Source organism: uncultured Roseovarius sp. (assembly GCF_913054395.1).
In the GTDB taxonomy this organism is placed as follows: Bacteria; Pseudomonadota; Alphaproteobacteria; order Rhodobacterales; family Rhodobacteraceae; genus Roseovarius.
In genome coordinates this window covers 1-12,069 of sequence record NZ_CAJXIP010000107.1, presented here as the reverse complement: position 1 = coordinate 12,069, position 12,069 = coordinate 1, and the positions used below count along the sequence as shown (strand labels likewise).

The 12,069-nt window shown below is 62.2% G+C and carries 15 protein-coding genes; 9 read left to right on the top strand and 6 right to left on the bottom strand.

Going from position 1 to position 12,069, the window contains the following annotated elements; all coding sequences use genetic code 11:
* The 4 genes from QZ522_RS13850 to phnG all read right to left on the bottom strand — a co-directional run.
* Positions 1–369 (bottom strand): alpha-D-ribose 1-methylphosphonate 5-phosphate C-P-lyase PhnJ (locus QZ522_RS13850; RefSeq protein WP_294612668.1); only part of this gene is annotated, 369 nt, incomplete at its 3' end.
* Positions 366–1,457: a carbon-phosphorus lyase complex subunit PhnI gene (locus QZ522_RS13845; protein ID WP_294612665.1), complete on the bottom strand. Its 1,092-nt coding sequence runs from the start codon at positions 1,455–1,457 to the stop codon at positions 366–368. The genes QZ522_RS13845 and QZ522_RS13850, both read right to left, overlap by 4 nt.
* Entirely contained in the window at positions 1,457–2,017 is a 561-nt protein-coding gene (gene phnH / locus QZ522_RS13840; RefSeq protein ID WP_294612662.1) for a phosphonate C-P lyase system protein PhnH, read from the bottom strand. Before phnH ends, QZ522_RS13845 begins: the two co-directional genes overlap by 1 nt.
* Positions 2,017–2,481: a phosphonate C-P lyase system protein PhnG gene (gene phnG / locus QZ522_RS13835; protein WP_294612660.1), complete on the bottom strand. Its 465-nt coding sequence runs from the start codon at positions 2,479–2,481 to the stop codon at positions 2,017–2,019. Before phnG ends, phnH begins: the two co-directional genes overlap by 1 nt.
* 93 nt (positions 2,482–2,574) lie before the next feature.
* Here phnG and phnF point away from each other — a divergent pair, with 93 nt between their 5' ends.
* Positions 2,575–3,327, top strand: a complete 753-nt coding sequence (gene phnF, locus QZ522_RS13830; protein WP_294612658.1) for a phosphonate metabolism transcriptional regulator PhnF — start codon at positions 2,575–2,577, stop codon at positions 3,325–3,327.
* A gap of 312 nt (positions 3,328–3,639) precedes the next feature.
* Here the strand turns inward: phnF and QZ522_RS13825 are convergent, their stop codons facing one another.
* Positions 3,640–4,569 (bottom strand): LysR substrate-binding domain-containing protein, encoded by a 930-nt coding sequence (locus tag QZ522_RS13825; RefSeq protein ID WP_294612655.1) that lies wholly within the window; start codon positions 4,567–4,569, stop codon positions 3,640–3,642.
* A gap of 116 nt (positions 4,570–4,685) precedes the next feature.
* Between QZ522_RS13825 and QZ522_RS13820 the strand changes: the two genes are divergently transcribed.
* Complete coding sequence (locus QZ522_RS13820; protein ID WP_294612653.1) at positions 4,686–5,330, top strand: glutathione S-transferase family protein; 645 nt, start codon at positions 4,686–4,688, stop codon at positions 5,328–5,330.
* Positions 5,331–5,389: 59 nt separating this feature from the next.
* Here the strand turns inward: QZ522_RS13820 and QZ522_RS13815 are convergent, their stop codons facing one another.
* Positions 5,390–6,409 (bottom strand): helix-turn-helix domain-containing protein, encoded by a 1,020-nt coding sequence (locus tag QZ522_RS13815; protein WP_294612650.1) that lies wholly within the window; start codon positions 6,407–6,409, stop codon positions 5,390–5,392.
* Positions 6,410–6,544: 135 nt separating this feature from the next.
* Between QZ522_RS13815 and QZ522_RS13810 the strand changes: the two genes are divergently transcribed.
* The 7 genes from QZ522_RS13810 (at position 6,545) to QZ522_RS13780 (ending at position 11,984) form a co-directional block, all read left to right on the top strand.
* Positions 6,545–7,522: a homocysteine S-methyltransferase family protein gene (locus QZ522_RS13810; RefSeq protein ID WP_294612648.1), complete on the top strand. Its 978-nt coding sequence runs from the start codon at positions 6,545–6,547 to the stop codon at positions 7,520–7,522.
* A gap of 300 nt (positions 7,523–7,822) precedes the next feature.
* On the top strand, positions 7,823–9,046 hold the full coding sequence (locus QZ522_RS13805) for an NAD(P)/FAD-dependent oxidoreductase (protein WP_294612646.1): 1,224 nt from the start codon (positions 7,823–7,825) through the stop codon (positions 9,044–9,046).
* A 23-nt stretch (positions 9,047–9,069) separates the two neighbouring features.
* Complete coding sequence (locus tag QZ522_RS13800) at positions 9,070–9,261, top strand: hypothetical protein (RefSeq protein WP_294612643.1); 192 nt, start codon at positions 9,070–9,072, stop codon at positions 9,259–9,261.
* A gap of 71 nt (positions 9,262–9,332) precedes the next feature.
* Positions 9,333–10,703: an MATE family efflux transporter gene (locus QZ522_RS13795; protein WP_294612640.1), complete on the top strand. Its 1,371-nt coding sequence runs from the start codon at positions 9,333–9,335 to the stop codon at positions 10,701–10,703.
* Positions 10,700–11,302, top strand: a complete 603-nt coding sequence (gene gstA, locus QZ522_RS13790; protein ID WP_294612637.1) for a glutathione transferase GstA — start codon at positions 10,700–10,702, stop codon at positions 11,300–11,302. The genes QZ522_RS13795 and gstA overlap by 4 nt, the downstream gene beginning before the upstream one ends.
* Positions 11,302–11,658 (top strand): hypothetical protein, encoded by a 357-nt coding sequence (locus QZ522_RS13785; protein ID WP_294612635.1) that lies wholly within the window; start codon positions 11,302–11,304, stop codon positions 11,656–11,658. The genes gstA and QZ522_RS13785 overlap by 1 nt, the downstream gene beginning before the upstream one ends.
* A 47-nt stretch (positions 11,659–11,705) precedes the next feature.
* Positions 11,706–11,984, top strand: coding sequence for a hypothetical protein (locus QZ522_RS13780; RefSeq protein WP_294612632.1), 279 nt, complete (start codon positions 11,706–11,708; stop codon positions 11,982–11,984).
* The last annotated feature ends 85 nt before the right edge of the window (positions 11,985–12,069 follow it).

Here is a 12,069-nt window from a genome sequence, read left to right as displayed (position 1 = left end):
TGGGACCTGATAGACAAGGATCTGATCCTCGCGCAGTTCAGCTTCGGGGATGCGGTGACGGGTTTGGATGACGCTGGCCTCGCCTGTGATTTCTGTGGTGTCAACGCCTGCGGTTACTTCGAAAAACTTTCGGATGGACACGGCATTGGTGGTGTCATCAGCGCCCTGGTCGATCACTTTCAACGTGTCGTCGGGAGTGAGCGTCGCAGCTGACACCTGCACGCCGCCGGTTCCCCAGCCATAAGGCATGGGCATTTCGCGGCTTGCAAAGGGAACCTGGTACCCCGGTATGGCAAGCCCCTTAAGGATGGCTCGGCGGATCATCCGCTTGGTCTGCTCATCCAGATATGCAAAATTATAGTCGCTCATTCCGCGGCCTCCTGCATTGGATATGTCTCGACCGCCTCGCGGCGGAGCTTTCGCACCAGTTCAAGCTCGGATTGGAAATCGACGTAATGCGGCAGCTTGATATGCTCGAGAAACCCCGTCGCCTGAATGTTGTCGCTATGATAAAGAACGAATTCCTCATCCTGCGCAGGCGCCCCGAGATTGTCTTCGCCAAGCTCTTTCCAGCGCAGGGCGCGATCCACCAGAGCCATTGAAATCGCCTTGCGCTCGGACATGCCGAACACGAGACCATAGCCGCGCGTGAATTGCGGCGGCTCGGTTTTCGAGCCCTGAAACTGATTGACTGTCTCGCATTCGGTGACGCAGATCTCGCCGATCTCGATGGCAAAGCCAATCTCGGGGATGTCCATTTCAACCGCCACCGCGCCGATCCGCAACTCGGCCACAAAGGCATGGTTGCGGGCATATCCGCGCTGTGTGGAATAGGCCATGCCAAGGATAAACCCCTCATCCCCGCGCGTCAGCGATTGAAGCCGCAAGGCCCGGCTCGCCGGAAGTTCAAGCGGTGTGCGGGTCAGGTCAGCGGGTGTTTCATCGGTCTGCGGTTCGCTCTGGATCAGGTCCTCGCGATCAAGAAACGACATGATATGCGGCGTTGCGGTGCCGTCGGGGTCTGCTTCTGACGCCGCATCCACCGCACCATCGGCGGCAAGTTTGAAGTCCAGCAAACGGTGGGTGTAATCAAAGGTCGGCCCCAGAACCTGCCCGCCGGGGGCATCCTTGAAGGTCGCCGAAACCCGCCGTTCACAGGTCATCTCTCCAGTCTCGATCGGAATTGAGCCGCCAAACCGCGGCAGCGTCGTGCGATAGGCCCGGATCAGAAAAATCGCCTCGATCAGATCGCCGCGCGCCTGCTTGATCGCAAGGGCGGCAAGGTCGGGATCGTAAAGCGAGCCTTCGGCCATGACACGGTTGACCGCAAGCGTCAGCTGCTCGCGGATCTGCGCGACCGAAAGTTCGGCCACCGCACAATCGCCGCGCCGCTCTTCGGCAAGCCAGGCATGGGCGTTGTCAATCGCGCGCTCGCCACCTTTTACCGCAACATACATCAGCCGACCCTCGTGCTTCGCGGCAGGCCCGCAAGGCGCGCGCCGCTGGTAAAGATGAAATCGAGCCCAAGCGGAAAGAGCCGCCCATTGGCCTCGAAAGCGGCGGTTTCGGGCAGCGACAACAAGGCGTAGTCCCTGATTCCGGGTCCGCGCAACAGGGTGCCGCTGTTTTCCAGAACCGGCAGGTCCACGATCAGGGTGGCCGAGCGGTCGGGATACTCGGGCGTGCCGGGCGCGAAATCGGCCAGCGGCAGGTCGGCCCAAAGTCCGAGGCCGAACATCGCCCGCGCAGCAGGCACGATCGGCGCCCCGGTATGAAAGGTGATCCAGTCGCGCAGGTCGGGCCGATCATGATGCTGGCCAAGATAGATCGGGGTGTCGGGATCGCAGAGCGTCAGCACCACCACCCCCGCCGCAACCGACAACGGCGCGGGCGGCACGGCACCGCTCACCTCGCAAATGTCGCCGGGGCGCGCCAGGGCGTTCATCACCGCGCGAAAGGCATTTGCCGCGTCAATCGGAGCATCGCCAAAGCCGCCACTCAAGGCACCGCTGTGCATCAGTCCTCTCCCCGTACCATGGTAAAGAATTCCACCTTGGTGGCGGCGGATTTGGCGGCGCGGCTGCGTTTGCGCCCGGCCATTGCCGCCCGCAGCGGCGCCAGGACGCCGGCTTCGATCCGCCCGGCCGCAGCGGTCTGCATCAGAGCATCCAGAAGCGCCACCTGCACTGCATGCTCACGGTCCCGCCCCTGGACATAGCCATGCCCGACCGTGCCACAGGCAAGCCGCACCGAGGCGCGGGTAAGCGTCATTTCGCCAAGGTTGAACGCCGCCCCGACTGCCCCGGCCCGCCCACGCACCATGACGCCGCCGATCTCGGGGGTGCGCAACACGTCATGCGCCGGGGTCAAATCAAGCGCCGCCCAAAGCCGCGCCACATCCGCAGCCGGGGATTTAGCCAACAGGCCCAGCCATTCCTTGCGCGCGCGGTTCGGGTCGTCTGGTCCGCTCATCATATTCATCTAGACACATCCTAAAGAAGTCTATACAACTAGACAAATCATAGCCTGCACTCTGCGCGCCGCCAATCCCCAATTATGTGAAACTTTTCTGACATGACGCCCCGCACCCCGATCTGGACCGCGATTGCGACCTCACTGCGCGGTGATATCGCTGCCGCCCGCTATGGCCCCGGCGACAAGCTTCCGACCGAGGCCAGCCTTGCGGCGCGCTTTGGCGTCAACCGCCATACCGTGCGCCGCGCCCTCGGGGCCCTTGCCGAGGACGGGCTTGTGCATGCGCGGCGCGGTGCCGGGGTCTTCGTCACGATGACGCCGACGGAGTACCCGCTCGGGCGCCGGGTGCGCTTTCACCAGAACCTCACGGCGGCCGGGCATGTCCCGGCCAAGGAAATCCTGTCGCTTGAAACCCGCGCCGCCAGCAACACCGAACGCGCCGCCCTGCACCTTGCAGAAGGCGCCCGCGTTCATGTCTATGAGGGGTTGTCATTGTCCGACACCCAACCCATCGCCCTGTTCCAGAGTGTCTTTCCCGCCGCGCGGTTTCCCGACCTGCTCGCAGATCTCGGCGACACCCATTCGGTCACCGGAGCGCTTGAACGGGCGGGCATCGCCGATTACACCCGTGCGTCAACCCGTGTGAACGCCAAGCTGGCGAGCGCCACGCAGGCGCTGCACCTGCGCATAGCCGAAAATGCCCCGATCCTGCGCACCATCGCCATCAACGTCGATCAGGACGGCACCCCGATCGAATTCGGCCGCACATGGTTTGCCGGTGAAAAGGTCACCCTGACCCTGTCGGACACCCAGACGTCACCGGCAAGGCAGCATCAGGAGAATGGCAGATAAGATTTGGCCTGCCCGCACGGCGGCAAGGCGGCCGTCCACGCATTCACGGATAATGACGGGTCACAGCCCAAGGACTAAGCCGCTCTGCGGCATTGGCGCCTTTGGCAGATGTGGTGACCTGACCAAATCGGCGCGCATTGCTGACGTTCATTATACGTTGCACACGAATTGCACATCTCCCGCGATTGCGACGTTGGTCAGGCAGGGCAGTCTTTCCGTTCCTCCTTGAGCGGCACGGGCGACATTCTCGCTGGTCGAAGGTCTGTTGTGGGTTGGAAGCGGCGATACGCCCCGCTGTGCACGAATGGCAGGTCACAGCATTTTTTGAACTTCTTTGGAGTAAGCGTCAGCCTGTTCCAATAGCCATGTTATGAAGGTGTTTTCGGTCTTGGAAAGCCTTTTCCTCTTATGCCAGAGGATGCGATACGAGTAGGTCGTCGGGCACATCATTCCGGGACCGAAAGGCATGGTCAGCAGGCCCGTTCGGAGCCCGTGATAAGCCTCCACCAACCCTGCCATGATCAGCCCCTGCCCGGAAACTGCCGCCTGCAGGCCGGAACTCGTCTTTGAGAAGCGCACGCCGTGATCGGTGTCCGCCTGTTTAATCCCAAAGCGCGCGCCCCATTCCCGGAACCCGACCCAACTTGGGTCTCCTGTCCTGTTCAGAACGTGAATAAGCGGGAGGTTAGAGAGATCGCGGATCGTGGCATCTAACAGGTATTTGCGGGCGAATTCCGGGGAACACACCGGTTGTACGGAATCCCCAAAGAGCGGCTGGTATTCATACGCCTCTTCTGGCTGACTGCCATACCTCACCGCGAGATCGAAGTCTTCTGCACCCAAATCCACGTCCCGGTTGGACGCATCCAGCTGGAGATTCATCCCGGGATGTTCATCCCGGAGCTGCGACAAGTTCCAAGAAAGCCAGTTTTCGGCAAAGGACTCCGGCAACGTGACCCAAAGCCGTCTCGGCGTCTCTTCAGCTTTCAATTGTGACAAGGAATCTGCGATTGCTGAAAACCCGGAGCCGAGAACCGGCTGGATCCTTTGTGCCTCTGCGGAGGGCACGGCGCCGGTACTCGCTCGTTTGAACAGCTCACGACCAAGATAGTCTTCCAAGGCGCGCACGCGCTGGCCGACTGCCGCCGGTGTGATCCCAATTTCCTTGGCCGCTGCGGAGAAGCTGCCGAGCCTGAGGGTCGCTTCCAGCGCCCTTAGGGAATTGAGATGCGAGAGTTTCATACCACCGAAAAACTAAAGGTTTCCTTTATGCAGGCAAAGCAAAATCTGCCGTGCATTCTCATCTGACCTTCCCAATACTGACCCTGAGCACTCAAACCACCTGGGGAGCATTGAGAATGTACACACTTTACTGGGAGTACATGGCAGGGTCGATCGTCGTCCAGGCGACCCTTGAGGCGATCCAGGCCGACTATCGGATGGAGTATATCGACATGGGGGCCAAAGAGCATCTTGCCCCCGAGTTCTTGGCACGGAACCCGGCGGGCCGCATTCCTGCGCTCGATCTGCCGGACGGCAGCACCCTGGGCGAAACAGCGGCTATCGTGACCCTGCTCGGCGAACTATATCCGCGAGCGGGCCTGACGCCCGAACCCGGAGACCGGGATCGCGGCGACTTCCTGTTCTGGTTGAGCGTGATGTCGACGGCAGGCTACATCACGTCCGGTCGCGTCGGCCATCCGGAAAGATATGCGCAAGACGACAGCGCCATCCTTCAGGTCAAGGCGCAGGGCGACAAGGATTACGCCGCGTTCTTCGATCTGATGGAACGGCAGATATTGGGACACCCGTATTTTCTTCCCAGAGGGATGACCGTGCTCGATTTCTACCTCGCGATGCTGGCCGAATGGGTCAGTGACCGGCAGGAACTGCTGGCGTCCCGGCCCGTCCTCGCAAAACTATGTTCCGCTGTGCGCGACAATCCGGCCTATGCCATCGCGCTCGCGGCGCACGCAATACCCGACCAGGCAACACAGGCCTGATCTGCGAGGCCCGCCGGAGAAAACAGGGCATCAATCAGCACCGCCTTAGCGCTTTGTCCCTATCCCATGGCGCGGTACATGGGCGCGAGAGCCTGCCACTTCTTTCGGTATGCCGAAGCGGAGATGCCAACGCGTTTTCGAAAGGCCGAGCGAAAACTCGATGGTTCGGAATAGCCGACCTCTGCGGAAACTTCGTCGATCGATGTGGCGGTGGTTTCAAGAAGCTGCTTTGCCTCCTCGATCCGAAGGGTCTGGATATAGTCGCCCGGCGCCTGACCGGTCGCCTTCTTGAAGCGGCGATGGAATCCGCGCTCAGTCATGCCGCTGCGTTGCGCCATGGCCGCGACGGGGCTTGGCATATCATAGTGCCGCGCCGCCCAGACCTGTGCCTCGGAGATCAGCTGATCCTCGTGCTGGCGTCCGGATGTCAGTGACGCGTAGGTCATTTGCCCGTCCAGATGCGGGTTGATCAAGTAGATCTTGGCGATCCGGCGCGCTTCGTCGGCCCCTGCGAAACGCGCGATCAGGTACAGCATGAGGTCGGCCCAGGCCGAGGCGCCGCCCGCGGTGACAACGCGGTGACCTTCTCCGGCGGGCACAAGAATGCGGTCCCTGCAAACCTTCACCTCGGGGAACTCGCGGCCCAGCATGTCAGCAAAGCCCCAATGCGTCGTTGCCTCCTTGCCGTCAAGCAGGCCGGCCGCGCCAAGCAACACGGCACCGGAACAGACGGAAGCGACGATCGCGCCCCTCTCATGGGCCGCCCGTAGCCAGTCCGCGACCGGCCTCAGGTCTTCGGGGAAATCGGCGTTCGGATCGAAATGCAGGTCGGGCACGATGACAAGATCCGGTTCCGGGGCCTCGGCAAGCAAGGCATCGGGCGTGATCTTGCGCCCGTTGACGTCCCAGTACGGGGCGCCATCGGATGTCCTGAGGCTGACGTCAAAGACCGGAATCTGCACCGGAAGCCCGTGCAGCATTTCCCAATCGCGCCCCACCGACGCCAGGACGTCGAGGATTGAGAACAGCACCGAAGTGCCCGCAAGGCGTGATCCGATTACCGTCGTATTGATAGTCATTTTGCTCTCTACCTGGACTCGCGCGTCCGAATATCACCGATTTGATCCATTTACCTTCTAATGCGACTCGACCCAAAGGTCCATAACCATGTCACCGGCCGATCAGGCCAATTAATCATGAGCAAGGATCAAATGATGACCATTAAAGACCATATCGCGGCCTTCCACACCGACGCGACCCGCAGCTACCTCGCCGACCCGCGCACCTATCTGACCGATGGCGGTTTCGAAACCTCCATGCTGTTCCTCGAAGGGTTCGACTTGCCGGCCTTCGCCGCCTGCGTCTTGCTCGAAGACGACGTCGCCCGTGTGGCGATGGACCGGTATTTCGACCGCTTTCTCGCGATGGCCGAGACGGCCGGAACCGGCTTTGTTCTCGACACCAACACCTGGCGTTCCGGGACGCATTGGGCCGACGCCGTCGGCCGTTCGCCCACCCAAATGCAGGACCTAACCCGCGAGGCCGTCAGGTTTGCCAAGGCGATCCGGACACGGTGGCAACATCGCGTTTCGCCGATCCTGCTCAATGGGGTGATTGGACCTGCTGGCGACGCCTATGACGGCACGCTTGCCCTGGATGCGACCGCCGCCGAGGCAATCCACGCGCCGCAGATCGCGTTGTTCGCGACATGCGGGGTCGATCTGGTCACCGCGCTGACCTTCGGCAGCATGCCGGAGGCGATCGGGCTCGCCCGTGCAAGTGTCAAGGCGGGAATGCCTGTTGCGATCTCCTTCACGGTGGAGACGGACGGACGCCTGCCGGACGGAACGCCGCTCGCGCGCGCCGTGCTCGAGACGGATGCTGCAACCGGGGATGCACCGCTCTACTACATGATCAATTGCGCGCATCCCGAGCACTTTCGCGACGTTCTCAACGACGAAGCCTGGTGCCACCGCATCCGTGGTGTCCGCGCGAACGCATCGCGGCTGAGCCATGCGGAACTCGACGAGGCAGAGACCCTGGACGACGGAGACCCCGAAGAGTTCGGCGCGCTCCATGCCGATCTTTCCCGAAAGCTCCCGGCGCTGAAAGTCGTCGGCGGGTGCTGTGGCACGGATCACCGTCATGTCGGTTGCATGGCGCAGGCCATGCTTCCCTCGACCGTGGCCTGACTTCCGCCCGCCGCCCGTCGCACGATCTCGCCGGTGTCTGAGCGGGCACCAACAAGGATAACCGACATGACAATGATGTCCATCCACGACGGCGCGCCGCGCCGACAACCTCCGGGCATCGCGAAAGCGCTTTTGCGCTGGTGGGCTCAGGCAAGGGAACGGCGGAAGATCCGGACGGAGATGAAAGAGCTTTCCTGTCTCTCGCCACGCCTGCTGCCCGACATGGGCCCGAAGCAATACGCCGCCCCGCGAGAGCCAACCATTCCGATGCCTTGGCATTGACCCTTGAAAGGACAGACAATGAACAGAATTGAACCCGGCAGCACGATCGTGATCGGCGCGGGGCTTTCGGGCCTTGCCACCGCCCACGCCCTGACCGAACGCGGGCTGCCCGTTACGGTGCTGGAGGCACGCGACCGGGTGGCATACCCTTGGCGGAAGCGCCACCCGGCACTTCGCCTGAACATCCATCGCAAGTTCGCCGGCCTTCCGGGGCAGGCGGCTCCGAAAACGGACGGCACTTACCTGAAGCGCGACACTGTGGTTGCGCATCTGGAGCGCTACGCCGCACGGTTGGATGCACCCATCCACTTTGGTGTTGCCGCCACCTCAGTCGAACGCAGCGGAACCGGATGGCGGGTCACGACCAATGCCTCGGTGTACGAGGCCCAGAACCTTGTCATTGCCACCGGACGGGAAAGCATTCCCCACATCCCTGACTGGCCGGGGCACAAAGCCTTTGCCGGGGAGCTCTTGCACGTGGCCGATCTTGGCGACGTATCCCGCTTCGATGGCAAGCGTGTGCTGGTCGTTGGCGCGGGCAACTCCGGCACGGACGCGCTGAACCACCTATCCCGGCACAATCCGGCCGAGGTGATGGTGTCGGTCCGCTACGGACCGGCCGTCGCACCGAAAAGCCTCTTCGGCTATCCCATCCACGGCTTGGCTCGCGTTTTCGCGGTATTGCCAAACGCTGTGCTGGACCCGGCCTTTAAGCTCATCGAACGGCTTTTCCTCGGCGACCTTCGGCGGTACGGGCTGACCAGTCACCCCGATGGCGGAAGCACCCGGCTCTTGCGTGATGGCGTGACCTTCGCGATCGACGACGGCTTCGTCGCGGCCTTGAAATCGGGGCGGTTCCAGATCGTGCCGCGTGTCGAGGGATTTTCTGGCGAAGCGGTCCGGCATGCCGGTGGGTCGATCTGCCGGCCGGATGTCGTGATCGCGGCAACCGGGTATCGCTCTGGCCTCGAACCGCTGTTGGGACATCTGGACGTCCTCGACGAGAACGGCCGCCCGCGCCATCCGATGGGCGAGCGTGATCCAAAGTGGCCAGGACTCTGGTTCGCCGGTTTCAAGCCGACCTACACCGGCTTTTTCGACGCCGCGGGCATTGCCGCCAGGCGCATCGCCACCTGTGTTGCCGCCGACTCACACCCCGTCGCGCGCCCCAAAACGCCCGACATGCGCGGACCGCATGTCGACCACCATCGCCCCGTACCCTCGGACGCATCCACATCCTGAAACTCCCCCAAAGGACCTATCCCATGAACCACACGAATCTTCCTTTTGCTGCGGCTATTGCGGCCATGCCCTTTGCCGTGGCGCCGGTCTTTGGCGACGGCATGCCATCCTATGGCAACGCCTTCGTCACGCAGGGCCATATCTACCCGGCAGGCACGCTTGACGACGGCGTCGAGGGGTCCATGCCGCCCGCGGTTTCCCCTGAAGCGAGCTGAGACCAGTCCAGCAATACCGGAAAGGCGCGGAGGTCAAACTCCACGCCCTCCAAGGCAAAAGGGTGTAACCCATGACCTACTACGAAATCCCAAGCACAACCGGCGGCCCCTTGAGACATGCCGCACGGAACGTGAGCAAAGCAGAAGCATGGGCGCTCTTGCGGCTTGGCGCGCCGTTGACCGGACTTGCGCTGGTGAACATGGCCATGAGCCTGACCGACACGCTGATGACGGCCGCCTTCGGCGCGGAATCCCTTGCGGCCGTGGCCGTTGCGAGCGACTTTTATTCCATCTTCTTCTATCTCGCGGTCGGGTGTATCGGCGGGCTCGGCCCGCTCTATGCGGCTGCGCATGCGGCAGGCGACGCCGATCGTCTGGCGCGCCTCAGAACGGCGGGAACCGTCGCTTGCACCGTGCTCGCCTTGCCGATCGCGTCCCTGTTGTGGCACGCCCCGTTGGTGTTGAGCCTGCTCGGCATTGATCCCAGCCTCGTTGATGCAGGCACGGGCTATGTCCGAGCGATAGCATGCACGTTGATCCCGATGCTGGCGGTGGCCGTCCTGCGCACACGGCTGACGGCGATCGAGCGACCCGGATTGATGCTGCGGGTTACCCTTTGCGCGGTGCCGATCAATGCCGTCTTCAACTACGTCTTCATGTATGGGGCCTTCGGTCTGCCCGAGCTTGGTGTGACGGGCGCGGGCGTGTCGTCCCTGCTCGTCGGCATGCTGACCCTTCTCGCCCTGATGCACCAGTCCCGGCGCGCCGGCGACAGCGGGACAGGCCGCCTCGATCCGGGCGATGTCGCCGAGATTTTCCGCATCGGCGTGCCCATCGGGATCGCGACGCTGGCCGAGGTCGGCGTATACCTCGGCGCCACGATCTATGCCGCTTCGCTGTCCGTCACGGACGCGGCAGCGCATTCTGTCGCGATCCGCCTGGCGGGCGTCGGATACACCTTCTATTTCGGCCTGCAGCAAGCGTCGATGACGCGGCTGGCGCGGGTCGACACGACCTCCGGTCGCGCAGGCGAAGTGGTCGGGACGACCATGGTGCTCGGCATCGCGATCGGCCTGACGATCTGCACGACGCTGCTGGCCACGTCGGCGCCGATCGCGACCTACGCGCTAAAGGGGTCGACCCCGGCTGCCATCAATGCGGCCATCGCGGTCATCGGACTGCTTGCTTTGGCAGAGCTTTTTGGTCCGGCAGGCGCCGGCGCAGCGGGTCTCTTGCGGGCACGGAAAGTCACGCGTCCTGTCATGGTCTACTCCCTGATCGGGAACTGGTTGGTTGCGGGGCCTCTGATCGCCGTTTTCACGATCCTGTTCGACATGGGGGCGATAGGGATCTGGATCGCGATGATCACGGGAACGGTTGTCTATTCAGGTCTGTGTGTTCTGGCCCTTCGCAACCTTCCATCCGTGGGAGGCTCGACATGAAACTCTACTTCATGCCCGGAGCTTGCTCATTGGCTCCCCATATCGCCTTGCGCGAAGCCAGCCTGCCGTTCAGCCTGATCGAAGTCGATTATCGGACGCGGCGGACGAAAGGTGGCGGCGATTACAATGCGATCAATTTCAAGGGGTATGTCCCGGCGCTGGAGCTGGAGACCGGCGATATTCTGACCGAAGTTCCGGTGATCCTTCAATACGTGGATGGGCGTGTCCCCGAAGCCGGGCTGTTGCCCGCGTCCGGCATTCATCGCTTGCGATCGCTGGAATGGCTGAATTTCATAGCAACCGAAATCCACAAGAGCTTTAGTCCCTTGTTCCGGCCAACGACCCCGGACTCCTTTTTTCTGCCCGGAAGGCAGCATTTGCGGCGAAGGCTCGCGATTGTCGAGGATCATTTGCGAGGGCAGGCGTATTTGTCGGGGGCCGGTTTCTCGTTGCCCGATATCTATCTTTTCGTTGTTTGCCGGTGGCTTTCTGATCAGGACATGGACGTTGAGGAGTGGCCGGCATTACAGCGACACTCCGACGCGATATCAATGCGGGCCGCAGTCCGACAGGCCCTGGCCGAGGAAGGACTTGCGTAATGCCCGATCATCAAGGACAGAATGACGGTCGGCGTGCCATGTACCGGCTCGTTCACACCCTGATTGCTGGCCATGACGGAAACGCGCCGAACGTTCTGATTGTCGGTTCGTCCGGTGGCGCCACACGTCTGGAACGCGACGCGATCCCGAACCTGCCGGTCGTGTCAGGTGCCCGGACTAAAGCCCTCTTCGCCGAAGCTGACCTGGCAAAGCCGTTCGAAGTCTTTCGAATCCTGTGGTGCCGCTACTGCGTCAAGTTCAGGCAGCCCGACACGATCGCCGCCAAAACGACCAAGCGTTTCGGCGACCCAGAGAAATTCTCTCGCCGGACACGCAACTTTCGGAGGTCCAGATGACAATAGACATGGATCGCGTAAGGGCGGACACGCCTGCGTGAAACAGGATGATACACTTCAACAATGCCGGGTCGTCCCTTCAGCCGCGCCCGGTGACTGAAGCTGTTGCAGCACATCTTGCCCGAGAGCAGGAGATCGGCGGCTATGAGGCGGAAGCGGTAGCTGCTGATGCCTTGGCATCCTTCCATGGCGGGTTTGCCAAATTGCTCGGGGCCGACCCTTCGGAAATCGCCTATGTGGAAAACGCGACTCGTGCATGGGACATGGCGTTCTATGGCCTGACCGCACGGCGGCAAGGCGGCGGTCCACGCACTCACGGACAATGACGGGTCTCAGCCCGGAGCGGTTATATGATAAGGCGCTCAGGTCGCTGAAAGCAGACGTTCAAAGTGTTGGCCACGACTGACTGAA

What these genes read in the sequence shown, in the direction of transcription:
- QZ522_RS13805 (WP_294612646.1), top strand. Translation starts at nt 7,823, where the DNA reads ATGAACAGAATTGAACCCGGCAGCACGATCGTGATCGGCGCGGGGCTT.
- QZ522_RS13825 (WP_294612655.1), bottom strand. Translation starts at nt 4,569, where the DNA reads ATGAAACTCTCGCATCTCAATTCCCTAAGGGCGCTGGAAGCGACCCTC.
- QZ522_RS13820 (WP_294612653.1), top strand. Translation starts at nt 4,686, where the DNA reads ATGTACACACTTTACTGGGAGTACATGGCAGGGTCGATCGTCGTCCAG.
- QZ522_RS13810 (WP_294612648.1), top strand. Translation starts at nt 6,545, where the DNA reads ATGACCATTAAAGACCATATCGCGGCCTTCCACACCGACGCGACCCGC.
- QZ522_RS13795 (WP_294612640.1), top strand. Translation starts at nt 9,333, where the DNA reads ATGACCTACTACGAAATCCCAAGCACAACCGGCGGCCCCTTGAGACAT.
- gstA (WP_294612637.1), top strand. Translation starts at nt 10,700, where the DNA reads ATGAAACTCTACTTCATGCCCGGAGCTTGCTCATTGGCTCCCCATATC.
- phnF (WP_294612658.1), top strand. Translation starts at nt 2,575, where the DNA reads ATGACGCCCCGCACCCCGATCTGGACCGCGATTGCGACCTCACTGCGC.
- QZ522_RS13815 (WP_294612650.1), bottom strand. Translation starts at nt 6,409, where the DNA reads ATGACTATCAATACGACGGTAATCGGATCACGCCTTGCGGGCACTTCG.
- QZ522_RS13845 (WP_294612665.1), bottom strand. Translation starts at nt 1,457, where the DNA reads ATGTATGTTGCGGTAAAAGGTGGCGAGCGCGCGATTGACAACGCCCAT.
- phnH (WP_294612662.1), bottom strand. Translation starts at nt 2,017, where the DNA reads ATGCACAGCGGTGCCTTGAGTGGCGGCTTTGGCGATGCTCCGATTGAC.
- QZ522_RS13800 (WP_294612643.1), top strand. Translation starts at nt 9,070, where the DNA reads ATGAACCACACGAATCTTCCTTTTGCTGCGGCTATTGCGGCCATGCCC.
- QZ522_RS13785 (WP_294612635.1), top strand. Translation starts at nt 11,302, where the DNA reads ATGCCCGATCATCAAGGACAGAATGACGGTCGGCGTGCCATGTACCGG.
- phnG (WP_294612660.1), bottom strand. Translation starts at nt 2,481, where the DNA reads ATGAATATGATGAGCGGACCAGACGACCCGAACCGCGCGCGCAAGGAA.
- QZ522_RS13780 (WP_294612632.1), top strand. Translation starts at nt 11,706, where the DNA reads ATGATACACTTCAACAATGCCGGGTCGTCCCTTCAGCCGCGCCCGGTG.